General features: G+C 70.1%; 16 protein-coding genes. 12 read left to right on the forward strand and 4 right to left on the reverse strand.

Annotation, left to right across the window (positions count from 1 at the left end):
* Positions 1-19 precede the first annotated feature (19 nt).
* The 3 genes from EHO50_RS11485 to EHO50_RS11495 all read right to left on the reverse strand — a co-directional run bounded on the left by EHO50_RS11485 (position 20) and on the right by EHO50_RS11495 (position 4,212).
* Positions 20-307, reverse strand: coding sequence for a helix-turn-helix domain-containing protein (locus tag EHO50_RS11485; protein WP_128429792.1), 288 nt, complete (start codon positions 305-307; stop codon positions 20-22).
* A 201-nt stretch (positions 308-508) separates the two neighbouring features.
* A complete protein-coding gene (locus EHO50_RS11490; RefSeq protein ID WP_128429793.1) occupies positions 509-2,077 on the reverse strand; it encodes a glycoside hydrolase family 53 protein in 1,569 nt (522 codons plus the stop codon).
* Positions 2,078-2,190: 113 nt separating this feature from the next.
* Positions 2,191-4,212, reverse strand: a complete 2,022-nt coding sequence (locus EHO50_RS11495; RefSeq protein ID WP_128429794.1) for a beta-galactosidase — start codon at positions 4,210-4,212, stop codon at positions 2,191-2,193.
* A gap of 183 nt (positions 4,213-4,395) precedes the next feature.
* Here EHO50_RS11495 and EHO50_RS11500 point away from each other — a divergent pair, with 183 nt between their 5' ends.
* The 6 genes from EHO50_RS11500 (at position 4,396) to EHO50_RS11525 (ending at position 9,576) form a co-directional block, all read left to right on the forward strand.
* Positions 4,396-5,724, forward strand: a complete 1,329-nt coding sequence (locus EHO50_RS11500) for an ABC transporter substrate-binding protein (RefSeq protein ID WP_128429795.1) — start codon at positions 4,396-4,398, stop codon at positions 5,722-5,724.
* Entirely contained in the window at positions 5,721-6,656 is a 936-nt protein-coding gene (locus EHO50_RS11505) for a carbohydrate ABC transporter permease (RefSeq protein WP_128429796.1), read from the forward strand. The genes EHO50_RS11500 and EHO50_RS11505 overlap by 4 nt, the downstream gene beginning before the upstream one ends.
* Entirely contained in the window at positions 6,653-7,561 is a 909-nt protein-coding gene (locus EHO50_RS11510; RefSeq protein ID WP_128429797.1) for a carbohydrate ABC transporter permease, read from the forward strand. Before EHO50_RS11505 ends, EHO50_RS11510 begins: the two co-directional genes overlap by 4 nt.
* On the forward strand, positions 7,558-8,589 hold the full coding sequence (locus EHO50_RS11515; RefSeq protein WP_128429798.1) for a LacI family DNA-binding transcriptional regulator: 1,032 nt from the start codon (positions 7,558-7,560) through the stop codon (positions 8,587-8,589). Before EHO50_RS11510 ends, EHO50_RS11515 begins: the two co-directional genes overlap by 4 nt.
* 163 nt (positions 8,590-8,752) lie before the next feature.
* Positions 8,753-9,103 carry a VOC family protein gene (locus tag EHO50_RS11520; RefSeq protein WP_128429799.1) on the forward strand — a complete coding sequence of 117 codons (351 nt, stop codon included), beginning with the start codon at positions 8,753-8,755 and terminating at the stop codon, positions 9,101-9,103.
* An 83-nt stretch (positions 9,104-9,186) separates the two neighbouring features.
* Positions 9,187-9,576 carry a MarR family winged helix-turn-helix transcriptional regulator gene (locus EHO50_RS11525; protein WP_128429800.1) on the forward strand — a complete coding sequence of 130 codons (390 nt, stop codon included), beginning with the start codon at positions 9,187-9,189 and terminating at the stop codon, positions 9,574-9,576.
* 136 nt (positions 9,577-9,712) lie between these two features.
* Here EHO50_RS11525 and EHO50_RS11530 read toward each other — a convergent pair whose 3' ends face one another.
* Positions 9,713-10,567: a LysR family transcriptional regulator gene (locus EHO50_RS11530; RefSeq protein ID WP_128429801.1), complete on the reverse strand. Its 855-nt coding sequence runs from the start codon at positions 10,565-10,567 to the stop codon at positions 9,713-9,715.
* A gap of 353 nt (positions 10,568-10,920) precedes the next feature.
* Here EHO50_RS11530 and EHO50_RS11535 point away from each other — a divergent pair, with 353 nt between their 5' ends.
* The 6 genes from EHO50_RS11535 to EHO50_RS11560 are packed head-to-tail and all read left to right on the forward strand — an operon-like array spanning position 10,921 to position 16,241.
* A complete protein-coding gene (locus tag EHO50_RS11535) occupies positions 10,921-11,625 on the forward strand; it encodes an alpha/beta hydrolase (RefSeq protein WP_128429802.1) in 705 nt (234 codons plus the stop codon).
* Complete coding sequence (locus EHO50_RS11540; RefSeq protein WP_128429803.1) at positions 11,622-12,464, forward strand: sulfurtransferase; 843 nt, start codon at positions 11,622-11,624, stop codon at positions 12,462-12,464. Before EHO50_RS11535 ends, EHO50_RS11540 begins: the two co-directional genes overlap by 4 nt.
* A gap of 33 nt (positions 12,465-12,497) precedes the next feature.
* Positions 12,498-13,376, forward strand: a complete 879-nt coding sequence (locus EHO50_RS11545) for an ABC transporter permease (protein ID WP_128429804.1) — start codon at positions 12,498-12,500, stop codon at positions 13,374-13,376.
* Between the two features lie 2 nt (positions 13,377-13,378).
* A complete protein-coding gene (locus EHO50_RS11550; RefSeq protein ID WP_128429805.1) occupies positions 13,379-14,149 on the forward strand; it encodes an ABC transporter ATP-binding protein in 771 nt (256 codons plus the stop codon).
* On the forward strand, positions 14,146-15,117 hold the full coding sequence (locus EHO50_RS11555; protein ID WP_128429806.1) for an ABC transporter substrate-binding protein: 972 nt from the start codon (positions 14,146-14,148) through the stop codon (positions 15,115-15,117). The genes EHO50_RS11550 and EHO50_RS11555 overlap by 4 nt, the downstream gene beginning before the upstream one ends.
* 26 nt (positions 15,118-15,143) lie before the next feature.
* Positions 15,144-16,241: an LLM class flavin-dependent oxidoreductase gene (locus EHO50_RS11560; protein ID WP_128429807.1), complete on the forward strand. Its 1,098-nt coding sequence runs from the start codon at positions 15,144-15,146 to the stop codon at positions 16,239-16,241.
* The last annotated feature ends 5 nt before the right edge of the window (positions 16,242-16,246 follow it).

Raw genomic sequence — 16,246 nt, forward strand, 5'->3', positions numbered from 1 at the left:
TCCAGTGGCCGCCCTGCGCTTACCAGCCCTTCTCAAACATGCGCGCGACCTCGGCGATCCGCATCTCGTCACGCCGGTAGTACAGGCGTCGGCGGATCCGCTTCGTGCGCAGCAGGCCGATGTCCGCGAGCAGGGCGAGGTGTGTCTCGGCGACCTTGCGCGGCAGGCCGAACTTCGCGGCCACGGCGTCCGCGGTGACGCCGTCCTCGACCGGGTCGGCCTGCCGCCCCGGCGGGAAGTGCGCGGCCGGATCCTTCAGACATTCCAGGATGTCCAGGCGCCTTGCGCTGACGGGAGTCCTCAGCATCTCGTCCCCCCTCCGTAGGGCCGCGTCTTAACGCGTCTTCCCACTGTCCCGCAGTCGAAGCCGCGGTGAGCGGGACTCTTCGACCCTTGTCCGGTACCGAACGGCCGTACGACACAGGGCTGTTCGGCCCGACGCGCCGGGGGCCCGGTCGCATGCACGCGGCCGGGCCCCTTTGTCACGGAGACGACAGACTCAACTGGCTCATCGGTGGCTGAACCACGCCATCGACGAGAGTGCCGTGTCGTCGTAACCGAACAGGGCCTGGTTCTCCCAGCCGTTGCCGGAGGAGGCGTCGGTCGGGTCCCAGCCGTTGCCGGAGACGGCGGTCCAGGTCGCCTCCCAGTAGAAGACGCCGAGGCCACGGCCGTTCGGGACGGCCTCCACGATGCTGGTCACGTCGTTCATCCAGCGGCGCTGCCCGGCCGTGTTCGCCGGGTAGCCGGAGACCAGTTCGCCGGTGGTGTCGATGATGTTCTCGTGCGAGTCCTCGCTGTCCAGCCGGAACGGGTAGGCCGTCTCGGCGACGAAGACGGGCTTGCCGTAGCGGGAGGCCGCGTCGTCCAGGGTCGTCTGGAAGTCGTAGAGCGAGCCGTGCCAGTAGCCGTAGTAGGACAGGCCGATCGCGTCGAACTTCACGCCGTTCGCGACCGCGCTGTCGAACCACCAGCGGGTGCCGGACAGGTCACCGCCCTTGGCGAGGTGCAGCGCGACCGTGGTGGACGAGTTGACCGCCTTGACCGCGTCGTAGCCCGAGTTGAGCAGACCGGCGAGCTGCGACCAGTTGCTCGTGGAGCCCTCGTTCCACAGCATGCCGCCGTTGATCTCATTGCCCACCTGGACCATGTCGGCGGTGGTGCCTTGAGCCTTCAACGCGTTCAACACGTCGTAGGTGTGGTTGTACACATCGGTCTTGAGTTGACTGTACGAGTGCCCGGCCCAGGCGGACGGCTTGCTCTGGGCGCCCGGGTCGGCCCAGGTGTCCGAGTAGTGGAAGTCGACCAGCAGCTTCATGCCGGCCGCCTTGACGCGCTTGGCCGTGGCGAGGACGCGCGTCTTGTTGTTGTAGCCGTCGGCCGGGTTGACCCAGACCTTCAGGCGCGCGTAGTTCATGCCGGCGTTCTTCAGGATGGTGACCGCGTCGCCGGTGGTGCCGGAACTGGTCTTGTAGACACCGCCCTTGGCCTCGCTCTTGGCGAGGGAAGAGATGTCGGCACCATGGATCGACGTGCCACCCGTGCCGGAGGCGAAGGTCAGGTCGTCGACATTGATCCAGTTGCCCGCGTTGGCGTCACTGTTGATGCTGATGGTGCACTGGTTGTTGGTCACGTTGACCGGCACGACGATACGGATCCAGCCGCTGGCCGAGACCGGAAGGTCGGTGCGCTGCTCCGTGCCGCCGCAGTTCTTCAGGGCTATGTACGCCGAGTTCTGGCCACCGCCGGAGCGGACCCACGCGGTGAGCTTGTAGTTCCCGTTGGTGAGCCCGGACAGGTACTGGTAGGTCTCCACCTTGTAGGCGGAGGACGCGTAGTGGGTCAGGCGGTAGCTTCCGCCGTGGCCGCCGGCCTCGGTGAAGGAGGCGGAGTTCTGACCGGCCGCCGAGTACGTGGACCAGCCGGCCGGGGTCGCCGTGCCGGTGCCGTCGGACTCGAAGCCGGCGTTGGTGAGCGTGCTGGCCGCCGAGGCGGTCTGCGCGGGCAGGGCGGTGAGGGCGAGTCCGGCTGCGAGCGGCAGCAGCAGGACTCGGAGGGTGCGTCTGGGATGGAACATCGTCGTCCGTCGTCCCTTCGACGTAAATGGGGATTGGGGGTGTCCCTCACCTGGGCGGTGAGGAGCCCCTCCGCCCGCGGCTCGTGGCACGCGCGGGCGGAGGGGAGTTCGGCTCAGCCGTCGAGTCGTACGACCCGGACGGCTCCCGCGGGGACCTCGAGGCGGCCCGCGGCGCGTTCACCGGTCAGCAGCTCGGTGCCGTGCGTCTCCAGCGGCACCTTGGCGTCCGCCGCGGTGTGGTTGACGGCGAACAGGTAGCTGCCCGACTCGCCGGCGCGGCGCACCACCTCGACGTCACGGGGCAGGTCGACACGCGGGGCGACCTGCGCGTCCTCGATCGCCCAGCCCAGCAGCGCGTCGAGCCCCTCGGCGCCCAGGCGCGTGGAGACGTACCAGGCGGTGCCCTCGCCGAGGCGGTGCCGGGTGACCGCCGGATGGCCCGCGGCCAGGCCGTCGGCGTACGTCCAGACCGTCTCGGCGCCGCGCGGGACGACGAACTCGGTCCACACGTCGCCGCTGAGCTCGGAGCCGTCCGGGCCGGTGATGCGCACCAGCTGCTCCCGCAGCAGCGGCGAGAACTCCTCGATCGTCAGGCCGAGGACATCCCGCAGCGGTCCGGGGTAGGCGCCCTCGTGCACGGCGTCGTGCTCGTCGACGATGCCGGAGAAGTACGACACGACGAGGGTGCCGCCGTTCTCCACGTACCGGCGCAGATTGCGGCCGGCCGTCTCCGTCATCAGGTACAGCGCGGGCACGACGACAAGGGGATAGGCCGACAAGTCGGCTTCCGGGTGCGCGAAGTCGACGGTGAGGTGGCGGTCGTAGAGCACCTCGTAGAAGGCGTCGGCGCGCTCGCGCGGGTCGTGGTCCTCGCTGGGGCGCCAGTCGAGGTTCTGCGCCCACCAGGAGTGCCAGTCCCACAGCATCGCCACGTCGGCCTGTGTGCGGGTGCCGCGCACGGTGCTCAACGAGTCGAGGGCGGCGCCGAGTTCGACGACCTCGCGCCACACGCGCGTGTCCGTGCCGCCGTGCGGGAGCATCGCCGAGTGGAACTTCTCGGCGCCGCGCCGGGACTGCCGCCACTGGAAGAACATGGCGCCCTCGGAGCCGCGCGCCACGTGCGCGAGGGAGTTGCGGGCCATCTGGCCGGGGGCCTTGGCGGGGTTGCGGGGCTGCCAGTTGACGCCCGAGGTGGAGTGCTCCAGGAGGATCCAGGGCGCTCCCCCGGCCACCGAGCGCGTGAGGTCGGCGGCCATCGCGAGGTTGACGTGGGTGCGGCGGCCGTCGGTGATCAGGTAGTGGTCGTTGGTGACGATGTCGACCTCACGGCCCCAGGCCCAGTAGTCCACGGAGTCGCACTGGCTGAGGGCGGTCATGAAGTTGGTCGTGACCGGGACGCCTGGCGAGAGGCGGTGCAGGATGTCCCGCTCCATACGGAAGTTCTCGCGCATGGTGGCGTCGGCGAACCGCTTGTAGTCCAGCGCCTGGGCCGGGTTGACGGCCGTCGGCGTGGCGCGCGGCGGGTTGATCTGCTCGAAGTCGGAGTAGCGCTGGCCCCAAAATGCCGTGCCCCAGGCCTCGTTGACCGCGTCGACCGTCCCGTACGTCACCGCCAGCCAGCGCCGGAAGTGCGCGGCGCAGGAGTCGCAGTAGCAGGCCGAGACGGGGACGCCGTACTCGTTGTGCACGTGCCACAGCGCCAGCGCCGGGTGGTCGCCGTAGCGCTCGGCGAGCTCGGTGGTGATGCTCGCGGCGGCCGCGCGGTAGTCGGCGTTGCTGTGACAGATGGCGGCGCGCGAGCCGAACTCGTAGTGCACGCCCTCCGCCGTGACGGGCAGGGCCTCAGGATGCGCGCGGTAGAACCACACCGGCGGGCAGACGGTGGGCGTGCCCAGGTCCACGTGGATGCCGTTCTCGTGCAGCAGGTCGAACAGGCGGTCCAGCCAGCCGAAGTCGTACACCCCGGGTGAGGGCTCCAGCAGGGCCCAGGAGAAGATCCCGACACTCACCATCGTGACGCCGGCCTCCCGCATCAGCCGGACGTCTTCCTGCCAGACGCTTTCCGGCCACTGCTCGGGGTTGTAGTCCCCACCGAAGGCGAGCCTGGTGAGGCCCCTGGGGGTGGTCTCCGGCATGGATCTCTCCCGTTTTATCGATCATTTGGGAACGTGCACACACTGGATCGGCGGTGCGAGCCCAACATAACCGCACAGCAACAACCATTGACAAGTGTCCGGGATGTTTCTCTACTGTGAACGCTCACAGAAGCATGGCAGGTCTTCGCACCAGGCGGAGACCCCAGGTCAGGGGAGAGATCCATGCCCAACACGAAGCGCCGGCGACTCTTTGTCAGAAGTGCAGCTACGTCCGTCGCCGTCGCCCTCGGCGCCACCGCCCTCGCCGCCTGCGGCTCCGAAGACGCGAGCGAGGACCCGTCGGGGCCGGTCTCGCTGACGTACTGGACCTGGACGCCCGGCATGGACAAGGTCGTCGACCTGTGGAACAAGGGCCAGGGCAAGAAGGACCAGATCACGGTCACGGTGAAGAAGCAGGCGTCCGGCGACACGCTGGTCACCAAGATCCTCACCGCGCACAAGGCGGGCAAGGCCCCGGACCTGGTCCAGGCCGAGTACCAGGCGCTGCCCACGCTGGTCAGCAATGACGCGGTCGCGGACATAGCGAGCGAGGTCGGCGACGCGAAGGACAAGTTCGCCGAGGGTGTGTGGCAGCAGACCACGCTGGGCACGGACGCGGTCTACGCGGTGCCGCAGGACATCGGGCCGATGATGTTCTACTACCGCGCGGACCTCTTCAAGCAGTACGGCCTGAAGGTCCCGGCCACCTGGGAAGAGTTCGCCGAGACCGCCCGCGCGCTGAAGAAGAAGGCCCCGGACAAGGACCTGACCACCTTCTCCGCCAATGACTCCGGCCTCTTCGCGGGCCTGGCCCAGCAGGCCGGCGCCAAGTGGTGGACGACCTCCGGCGACAAGTGGAAGGTCGGCATCGACGACGCGGCCTCGCAGAAGGTCGCGGGGTTCTGGGGCGACCTCGTCAAGGAGGGCGCCATCGACAACCAGCCGATGTACACCCCGGCCTGGAACAAGGCGCTCAACACCGGCAAGCAGATCGCCTGGGTCAGCGCCGTGTGGGCGCCGGGGACCCTGACCACGGCCGCGCCCGACACCAAGGGCAAGTGGGCCATGGCGCCGCTCCCCCAGTGGTCGGACTCCGAGAACGTCACGGGCAGCTGGGGCGGCTCCTCCACCGCCGTCACCACGGACTCCAAGAACAAGGCGGCCGCCGCCAAGTTCGCCGCCTGGCTGAACACCGACGGCGACGCCCTCAACGCCCTGGCCAAGGAGAGCGGCATCTACCCGGCCTCCACGTCGGCCCAGCTCAGCGGCGCCTTCACCACCCCGCCGGACTACTTCTCCAACCAGCCCGACTTCTACACGAAGGCCGCTGAGATCGCCGAGACGACGGCGCCGTCGGCCTGGGGCCCGAACGTGAACGTCGCCTACACGACCTTCAAGGACGCCTTCGGCAAGGCCGCCAAGGACAAGTCGGACTTCGCCGCCGCCCTGCAGACCATGCAGGACGACACGGTCGCCGACCTCGAGAAGCAGGGCTTCGAGGTCTCCGAGTGACCAGCACAAGCCGGCGGGCGTACGGGGTCAAGGGGGCCCCGTATGCCTTCCTCCTCCCCGCAACGATCCTCTTCGCGCTGTTCTTCGCCCTGCCCATCGGGTACGCGATCTGGCTCAGCTTCCACAAGGTGAAGGTCTCCGGGCTCGGCCTGGGCGCCGGCGCCCGCAAGGAGGTCTGGGCCGGGCTGGAGAACTACACCGACGCCCTCACCGACAACGAGCTGGTCGACGGCGCGCTGCGCGTGCTCGGCTACGGCTGCATCGTGGTGCCGGTGATGCTGGGCCTCGCCCTGCTGTTCGCCCTGATGCTGGACTCCGAGAAGGTGCGGCTCGCGCCCTTCACCCGGCTCGCGATCTTCCTGCCGTACGCCATCCCCGGCGTCGTGGCCGCGCTGCTGTGGGGCTTTCTGTACCTGCCGGACGTCAGCCCGTTCTACTACGTGCTCGAGAAGCTGGGCATGCCGCAGCCCGACCTGCTGGACGGCGGCCCGCTGTACCTCGCCCTGTCGAACATCGCGGTCTGGGGCGGCACCGGCTTCAACATGATCGTCATCTACACCTCGTTGCAGGCGATCCCGGCCGAGGTGTACGAGGCGGCCAAGCTGGACGGTGCCACACCGCTGCAGGTCGCGCTGAAGATCAAGATCCCGATGGTGGCGCCCTCACTGGTGCTGACCTTCTTCTTCTCGATCATCGCCACGCTCCAGGTGTTCAGCGAGCCGACCACCCTCAAGCCGCTCACCAACTCCGTGTCCACGACCTGGAGTCCGCTGATGAAGGTGTACCAGGACGCCTTCGGCAAGGGCGACATCTACGCGGCGGCCGCCCAGGCCACGATCATCGCCCTCGCGACGCTGCTGCTGTCCTTCGGGTTCCTGCGGGCCGCGAACCGTCGTAACAAGCAGGACGTCAGTCAAGGAGGGGCGCGATGAGTTCCCTTGCCGTCGGCAAGGCCGAATCGGCCGCCGGCACCACGCCCGGCACCGTCCAGAACCGCCCGCCGCTGCGCCGCCGGATCGCGCTGATCCCCACGGTCACGCTGCTCTTCGGCGCGCTCTACTGCCTGCTGCCCGTGGCGTGGGTGGTGATCGCGGCGACCAAGTCCGGCAGTGAGCTGTTCTCCACGTTCACCTTCCTGCCGGGCACGGGCTTCGCCGACAACTTCTCGGACCTGAGCGCCTACCGCGACGGCGTGTACTGGCAGTGGATGGGCAACTCCGCGCTGTATGCCGGTCTCGGCGCCCTGCTGTCGACGTGTGTGTCGGCATTCAGCGGCTACGCGCTGGCGATCTACCGCTTCCGCGGCCGCGAGACGATCTTCAACGTGCTGCTGGCGGGTGTGCTGATGCCACCGGTCATCCTCGCCATCCCGCAGTACCTGCTGCTGGCGAAGGCCGACCTGACGGACTCCTACCTGGGGGTGCTGCTCCCGCAGATCCTCTCGCCGTACGGCGTCTACCTCTCGCGGATCTACGCCGCCGCGGCCGTCCCCGGTGACGTGGTCGAGGCGGGCCGCATGGACGGGGCGAGCGAGTGGCGGATCTTCACCCGGGTCTCGCTGCCGATGATGGTGCCCGGCATGGTGACGGTGTTCCTCTTCCAGTTCGTGGCGATCTGGAACAACTTCCTGTTGCCGTACATCATGCTCAGCGACGACGAGAAGTTCCCGATCACGCTCGGTCTGTTCACGCTCCTCGAACAGGGCGCCAACACGCCCGCGCTGTACACGCTGGTGATCACCGGTGCGTTCCTCGCGGTCATTCCGCTGGTGGTGCTCTTCCTGGTCATCCAGCGGTTCTGGAGCCTCGATCTGCTCTCCGGAGCCGTAAAGTCATGACCATGAGCAACACGGGGGGCCGACGCAGACCGCCGACGATCCACGACGTGGCGCGCGAGGCCGGAGTCTCACGGGGCACGGTCTCGCGGGTGCTCAACGGCGGGCACTACGTCAGCCCGACCGCCCAGGAGGCGGTCAACGCGGCGATCCGCAAGACGGGTTACGTCGTCAACCGGCACGCCCGCTCGCTGATCACGGGGCGTTCGGACTCGATCGGCTTCCTGCTGACCGAGCCGCAGGAGCGGTTCTTCGAGGACCCCAACTTCAACGTCCTGCTCAGCGGCTGCACACAGGCGCTCGCGGCGCACGACATCCCGCTGCTGCTGATGCTGGCGGGCACGCCGGACGAACGGCGGCGCATAACGCGGTACATCACGGCGGGGCACGTCGACGGGGTGCTGCTGGTGTCCAGCCACTCCGGGGACCCGGTGGCCGACGAACTGCGCGAGGCGGGGGTGCCCCTCGTCCAGTGCGGCAAGCCCATGGGGCTCGGCTCCAAGGTGAGTTACGTGGCGGCGGACGACCGGGACGGCGCCCGTGACATGGTGCGCCACCTGCTGTCCCTGGGCCGGCGCCGGATCGGCGTGGTGAGCGGCCCGCTGGACACCCCGGGCGGCGTCGATCGCCTCGCCGGCTACAAGGAGGTACTCACGGAAGCGGGCGTCGAGATCGACGATGCGCTCATCGTCTCCGGCGACTACAGCCGGGCCAGTGGCGAGGCGGGCACCGAGCGGCTGCTGGCGCAGGCCCCGGACATGGACGCCTTGTTCGTGGCCTCCGACCTGATGGCACAGGGCGCCCTGACGGCGCTCCACCGGGCAGGCCGCCGGGTGCCCGAGGACGTGTCCGTGGGCGGCTTCGACGACTCCAGCGCGGCCACGGAGGCCACCCCCGCCCTCACGACGGTGCGCCAGCCCTACGACCGCATCAGCGCCGAGATGGTGCGGTTGCTGCTCGCGCAGATCGGCGGTGAGGACCCGGCGGCGGTGATCCTGCCGACGGAGCTGGTGAAGCGGGAGTCGACGTAACGGCGTGAGCGGGCCTCGAGGGCACGCCGCACGGCGATCCAGCCGTGGGCGCGCCCTCGGTGTGCGACCGGTCAGGAATCGAGAAGCCGCCCACCGCTCCCCCGCCCTAGCGTGAAACCACCGACGAAAACCGTCGGCGCACACTTCACGTCAGGAGTAGGCCATGACTGCCGGAGTCAACACGATCATCTACCCCGTCAAGGACCTCGACGGGACGAAGGCCCTGTTCAGGGCCCTGCTGGGCACGGAACCGTATGCGGACGAGCCGTACTACGTCGGCTTCAAGGACGCCGGACAGGACGTCGGCCTCGACCCCAACGGGCACGCGAAGGGCATGACCGGTCCGGTCCCCTACTGGCACGTCGACGACATCAGGACGACCCTGGCGGCCCTGCTGGAAGCGGGCGCCGAGACGCTCCAGGACGTCCATGACGTCGGTGGCGGCAGGCTGATCGCCTCGGTGAAGGACGCCGACGGCAATCTCGTCGGCATCCTCCAGGACCCGACCGGCTGATCGCCCGCCGTCGGTCGCACTTCGCTTGCGCGTGCACTAATTGCACGCTCAACAATTGGCTGGATCGGTGCTACCGTGCCGGTATGGCAGTGAAGACGGCCGACGCAGGGCTCGAGGAACGGTGGCGGGACATCCTGTCGGTGCACGCCCGCACCATGTGCGAGATCGACCGCGTGCTGCACCCGCACGGCCTGGGCGCGAGCGACTTCGAGGTGCTCGACATGCTCGCGTCCGCGGCGCCCGAGGAGGGCGAGCAGTGCCGGGTGCAGAACCTGGTCGGACGGGTCCATCTCAGCCAGAGCGCGCTGTCCCGGCTCATCGGGCGGCTGGAGAAGGACGGTCTGGTGGAGCGTTCCGTCTGCGCGGAGGACCGGCGCGGTGTGTTCGTCACCCTCACCCGTAAGGGCCGCGATCTGCACGCGGAGGTCCTACCGCTGCAGCGCGACGTACTGGCCCGGATGCTGAGCAGCTGACCTCGGGCAGCTGGAGCACGAACTCGCGTGGATCCGCCGGGCCCGTGGGTGGCGGGTCAGGGTGCGGGAGGGCAGTTTGCCGTCGGCATGGGAAGCCGCCTCCGGTGGCGGTGCCGAGCAGGACCATCCACCGCCGTCATTCCTGCCGCAGCAGTTCCCGTACGGCGCTGAAGGCGGCCTCGGTCGTCGCCGCGTCCGCGCCGGGGCGGGCGAGGGCGCTCATCGGGATCGGAGTGACGGGTGGCAGGCCCTCGTACGGGGTGAGTCCGTCCGGCGCGGCACCGACCGAGGCGAGCAGGGCCACGCCCTGGCCGGTGCGGGCGATGTCGAGGACGCCCGCGAGGTAGCCGGCGTCGCCGACGATCGCGGCGGGCACTGCGTGTCTGGCGAGGGTGGCGATGGCCCGGCGGCGGATCGCGCACGGTTCCTCGACGGCGACCAGCGGTACCGGGGCGGGTGCGGGCGGGGGTGCCCAGCCGGGGACGGCGTGCCAGGTGAGCGGGAGGCCGCCGACGGGGGTGCCCTCGGTGGCGGCGGCCTCGGTGACGTAGACCGCGACATCGACGCTGCCGCGTTCCACGGCCTCCACCAGCCGGGCGGAGCGGTCGATCCTGAATCGCACCCGGCAGCCGGGGCGTACCTGCTGGACCGCGGCGGTGAGCCGGGGCAGGAACTGGTCGGCGGCGTGTTCGGTGGAGCCGACGGTGACGGTGTCGCCCTCGGCGTCGAGCAGTGTGCGTACGGCCTCGTCGTGCACGGCGAGGATCCGGCGAGCCTGTTCCAGCAGCAGGCGCCCTTCGGGGGTGAACCGGGTGCCACGGCCCTCGCGTTCGACCACCGGACGCCCCAGGGTCTTCTCCAGTCTGCGCACATGCTGGCTGACTGCGGACTGGCTCAGGGAGAGCGTCTGGGCGGCGCGGTGGAAGCCGCCGCAGTCGGCTATCGCGGTCAGGCTGCGCAGGGCCACGATGTCGAGGACGGGTTGGGGCATGCCGTGACAGTAGCCCGGCACGGCGATCGATCGCGATCGCTGATCGGTTTCGATGCGGAATCGTCGTTGGACGTGGTCCGCCGCGTCCGGTCATGATGAGCGCATGCTGCACGCAACCGCTTCCGCTGCCCTTCTGACGCAGCGCCGAGTCATCGACTTCGGCGTGGCGTGCAGCGCGCGCTGTTGCTGACGTCCAGCCGTCTCCCCCTGTAGTCCGAGTCGCTCACGTCGTCCCCTCTCCTGTCGTCTCCGCACTGACACGTGACGGTCGCCCTCGGGGCGCGCTCTTCGGCTGCTCTTCTCCCCTCCCCTCCCCCGGATGTCCCCTGCCCTGAAACGGGAGCTGCCCCCTCATGTCCTCATCCTTCTCCTGGGACGAACCCGAAGGCCTCGCCGCGCGCGGCACGTTGATCGTGCTGGCCGGACGAGGTGAACACGGCGGTGTGTACGAGCGGTTCGGCCGTCGCCTCGCTTTCGACGCCTACCGGGTTCGCGCCCTCGGCGACCCGACCACCGAACCGTCCGTGCTCGAACAGGCGGCGAAACTGCTCGCCGACGAGTCGCTGCCCGGCCCGAAGGTGCTGGTCGGTTCGGACACGGGTGCGCGGTACGCCGCCCATCTCGCCGCCGAGCGGGAAGCGAGCCTCGACGCCCTGATCCTGGCCGGTCTGCCCACCGCCCGCTGGTCAGCGGGGAGTTGGGAGGCCGAGGTCGAGGCCCGCACCGCCTGCCCCACCCACCAGGGGCGCCTCACCGACGACGCCGGTTTCCGGCGCGGCGCCCTCGACGGGAACCCGGACCTCCCCGAACTGCACCTGGACCGCGTGCGCGTTCCCGTACTCGCCCTGCACGGCAAGGACGACCCGGTGAGCCCCGTCGAGCAGGCGCTGGAGGCGTACGCGGGGCACGCGGGCGTCCGGACGGTGACGTTCGACGGCGGACGGCACGACGTCCTCAACGACGCGCTGCACCGCACGGTCGCCGCGACCGTCGTGCTCTTCCTGGAGCGGCTGCGGCTGTCCCCCGAGCTGCCCGCGATCGCGGAGGGCCTGGCATGAGCGTGACGACAACGGTCACCGAGCTGCGTACGCTGCTCGCCTCCGACGAGCCCCCGGTCGTACTCGACGTCCGCTGGGCGCTGGGCGATCCGCACGGCCGCGACCACTACGCCGAGGGGCACATCCCGGGTGCGGTCTACGTCGATCTCGACACGGAGCTGGCCGCGCCGCCGAGCCCGGAAGGCGGACGTCATCCGCTGCCGCGGGCGGAGGACCTGCAGGAAGCGGCCCGCAGGTGGGGCATCCGGCAGGGCCAACGGGTCGTGGTCCACGACGACTTGGGCAACACGGCGGCGGCCCGCGCCTGGTGGCTGCTGCGCCACGCGGGACTGACCCGGGTGACGCTCCTCGACGGAGCGCTCGGCGCCTGGAGATCCGCCGGGCTGCCCCTGGAGTCCGGCGTCCCGGCCGACCCGCCGCACGGCGACGTCGTACTGGACGAGGGCGCGCTGCCGACCGTCGACGCGGATGGTGCCGCCGAACTCGCCGTGTCCGGGCTGCTGTTGGACGCGCGGGCCGCTGAGCGGTACCGCGGCGAGGTGGAGCCGGTGGACCCACGGGCCGGGCACATCCCCGGTGCGCTCTCCGCTCCCACCGGCGAGAACCTCGCGGCCGACGGGACCTTCCTGCCGCCCGAGGAACTGCGCAAGCGGTTCGAGGACAAAGGGGCGGCCGGGGCCTCACGGATCGGGGTGTACTGCGGCTCGGGAGTCACCGCCGCCCACCAGATCGCCGCCCTGGAGATCGCCGGCTTCGAGGCGGTGCTCTTTCCCGGCTCCTGGTCCGCCTGGTCGGCCGATCCCGCCCGCCCGGCCGCGACCGGCCCGCTGCCGTCCTGACGAAGGAAACCCCGCCATGAAGGAACCCCCGCCATGACGACGAAATCGCCGGCCACGGCGGTGCTGCCGCCGCAGACCGCCGCCCCCGAGTCGCCCGCCCCCGCCCGTGTCACCCTGCGCGGCACCGTGAAGACCGGTCGCCGCCTCACCGTCCCCCGTTCCGTACGCCGTTCCGCGGGCCCCGTCGGCCTCGTCCTGCTGTGGTTCCTGACCTCGGCCACCGGCGTCCTCCCCGAGTCCGTGCTGGCCTCCCCCGTGGACGTCGTGAAGCAGGCCGTCGAGCTCACCGAGAACGGCGAGCTCCCCGGCGCCATCGCCGCCTCCGGCCGCCGTGCCGCCATCGGCTTCCTGATCGGCGCGTCCGTCGCCCTGAGCCTGTCCCTGCTGGCCGGCCTATTCCGGCTCGGCGAGGACGTCATCGACTCCTCGATGGGCATGTTCCGGGCGATCCCCTGGGTGGGCCTGATCCCGCTGTTCATCGTCTGGTTCGGCATCGAGGAGACGCCGAAGATCGCGCTGGTCGCGCTCGGTGTGACATATCCGCTGTACTTCAACATCTACGGCGGCATCCGCTCCACCGACGCCCAACTCGTCGAAGCCGCACGGATGATGGGGCTCGGCAGGCTCGGTCTGATCAAGTACGTGATCCTGCCGAGCGCACTGCCCGGTGCCCTCGTGGGGCTCCGGTACGCGCTGTCCACCGCCTGGCTGGCGCTCGTCTTCGCCGAGCAGATCAACGCCGACGCGGGACTCGGCTACCTGATGAGCAACGCCCAGCAGTACTTCCGCACGGACGTCATCGTGCTCTGCCTCGCCGTGTACGCGCTACTCGGCCTGGCCTGCGACTTCGCCGTACGGATCCTGTCGCGGCGGCTGCTGACCTGGCGGGCCAACTTCGAGGGCGAGGTATAGAGATGACCAACAGCACTGATGTGCTCAACGGCACAGAGTCGCCCAACAGCACGGTGGCGCTCAACAGCGTTGAAATACGGGGCCTTTCGCGGGCCTTCGACGGCCACACCGTCCTGCACGACCTCGATCTCGACATCCGCGAGGGCGAGTTCGTGGCCCTCCTCGGGCACAGCGGTTGCGGCAAGTCGACGCTGCTGCGGATCCTCGCCGGGCTCGACGACGAGATCGGCGGCGAGGTGACGGTGCCCGCGCGCCGCAGTGCCGCCTTCCAGTCGCCGCGGCTGCTGCCCTGGCTGAAGGTGTGGCGCAATGTCGTACTCGGGCTGCCGGGCCGGCCCGACCGGGCGCTCGCGGAGAAGGCTCTCGACGAGGTCGGCATCGCGGAGCGCGCCACCGTCTGGCCGAAGACGCTCTCCGGTGGCCAGGCCCAGCGCGTCTCCCTGGCCAGGGCGCTGGTCCGCGAGCCGGAACTGCTGCTCCTGGACGAGCCGTTCGGCGCCCTCGACGCGCTGACCCGGGGCAGGGTGCAGCAGCTGGTCGCCGAGCTGTGGCAGCGGCACGGCTGCGCGATCCTCCTGGTCACCCATGACGTGGAGGAGGCGCTGCTGCTCGCCGACCGGGTCCTGGTGATGGACGGGGGCCGTATCGCCCACGAGCTCACCGTCGACCTGCCCCGACCCCGCGACCTCACCACCCCCGACTTCGTCACCCTGCGCGCCCGTCTCCTCGACTGGCTCGGCGTCACCCGCACTCTGGAAGGAACCCCCTCGTGATACGCAGACTCGCCACCGCCGCGCTGAGCCTCACCGCCCTGCTGGCGCTGACGGCCTGCGGCGCGGACTCCTCGGCGGACGCCGCCGGCAAGGGCGGCCAGGTCACGCTCACCATCGGCGACCAGGCCAAGACGCTCCAGACGATCGTCGCCGCGTCCGACGCCCTCAACGGCGCCAAGTACAAGGTGAAATGGGCCGAGTTCGAGGGCGCGGCCCCGCTGTACCAGGCCGTACAGGCGGGCGCCGCCGACACCGGCTACTCCGCCGACCTGCCGGCGCTGCAGGCGCTCAGCGGCGGAGTGAAGGTCAAGAACGTCGCCGCCCTCAAGAACGACGGCACGCACGTCGGCATCGTCGTCCGCAAGGACTCCGGCATCGACAGCGTGAAGGACCTCAAGGGCCAGAAGGTCGTGGTGTCCTCGGCCAAGGGCAGCGTCTCGGAGTATCTGCTGGCCAACGTGCTGAAGCAGAACGGGCTCGGCTACGACGACGTTCAGGTCCAGTACCTGCTGCCGACCGACGCACAGGCCGCGTTCGCCTCCGGCAAGATCAAGGCCTGGGCGACCTTCGGCGTCTACCAGGCCGTCGGTCTGGAGCAGGGCGGCAAGCTCCTGGTCGACGGCGGGGACGGTCGGGTCAGCGGCATCGGCTTCATCAACGCTTCCGAGACGGCACTCGCCGACTCGTCGAAGAAGGACGCGCTCGCCGACTTCCTGCGGCGCCTCGGTACGGCCCTGCAGTGGACGAGCACCCACCGGGACGCCTACGCCGAGGCCATCGAGCAGCGCAACGGGGCCGACGCCTCCGTGGCCAAGACCCTGGCCTCCGCCGCGTACAGCGAGGTCCTGCCGGTCACGCCGGAAGTCAACCGGACGGTGCAGGGCGTCGCCGACCTGATGAACGGGATCGGCGTGCTGGACCCGAACGTCGACGTGGCGGAGTCGGCCGACACGTCCCTCCTCAAGTAGCCGTGCCAGCAAGGGAGTTGAGCACCATGCCTGTCGAGTTCATCAGCGCCGTCCACACGGACGCGGGCGCGTCGGGCCCGGCCGCCGCGAGCCGCACCGGTCTCGACGTCGACCATCTGCGCAGGTACGCCCGCGCCCTGGACGACGGCGGCTTCGACCACACCCTGGTCGCGTACCACTCGGCCTCGCCGGACGCCTTCCAGATCGCCCAGTTCGTCGCCACGCACACCGAGCGGATCCGCCCGATTCTCGCCCACCGGCCGGGCGTCGTCTTCCCCACCCATGCCGCCCGCGCCCTCGCCACGCTGGACCGGATCAGCGACGGCCGGCTGACCGTGCACATCATCTCCGGCGGCAGTGACGAGGAGCAGCGCCGGGAGGGCGACTACCTGGGCAAGGCGGAGCGGTACGAGCGTTCGGACGAATACATCCAGATCCTCAGGAAGGTGTGGCAGGCCGACGGGCCCGTCTCGCACGAGGGGAAGCACTTCAGGTTCGAGGGCTACTACTCGGATGTGAAGCCGGTGAACGGGCTGATCCCGGTCTCGGTGGGCGGCTCCTCCCAGGACGCGTACCGGGTCGGCGGTCAGCAGGGCGACATCTTCGGGCTGTGGGGCGAGCCGCTGAAGGAGACGGCCGAGCAGATCGCCGCCGTGAACGCGGTCGCGGATGCCGCCGGGCGCCCCCGTCCCCGTATCTGGGTGTCGTTCCGTCCGATCATCGCGCCCACCGACGAACTGGCCTGGGAGAAGGCGCACCGCACGCTGGGCGTGCTCAAGGACCAGGCGAGGAACACCGAGTTGCTGCGCCACTACCGCACCACGGGGCGCCCGGCCAACGTCGGCTCGCAGCGGCTGCTGGACATCGCCGACCGGGGTGAGGTCCACGACCGCTGCCTGTGGACCGCGCCCGCGGTCGCCACCAACGCCGCCGGCGCCTCGACCGCGCTGGTCGGTTCCCCCGAGACGGTGGCGAAGGCCCTGCTCGACTACGTCGACATCGGCTGCGACCTGCTGTCGATCCGGGGCTACGACCCGCTGGGCGACGCGATCGACTACGCCCGTCACGTCCTGCCGCTGGTGCGGCAGGAGCTCGCCCACCGCGCCAGCACCCATGCCGCCTGATGGAG

It is taken from the genome of Streptomyces cyaneus, from assembly GCF_004028635.1.
In the GTDB taxonomy this organism is placed as follows: Bacteria; Actinomycetota; Actinomycetes; order Streptomycetales; family Streptomycetaceae; genus Streptomyces; species Streptomyces cyaneus.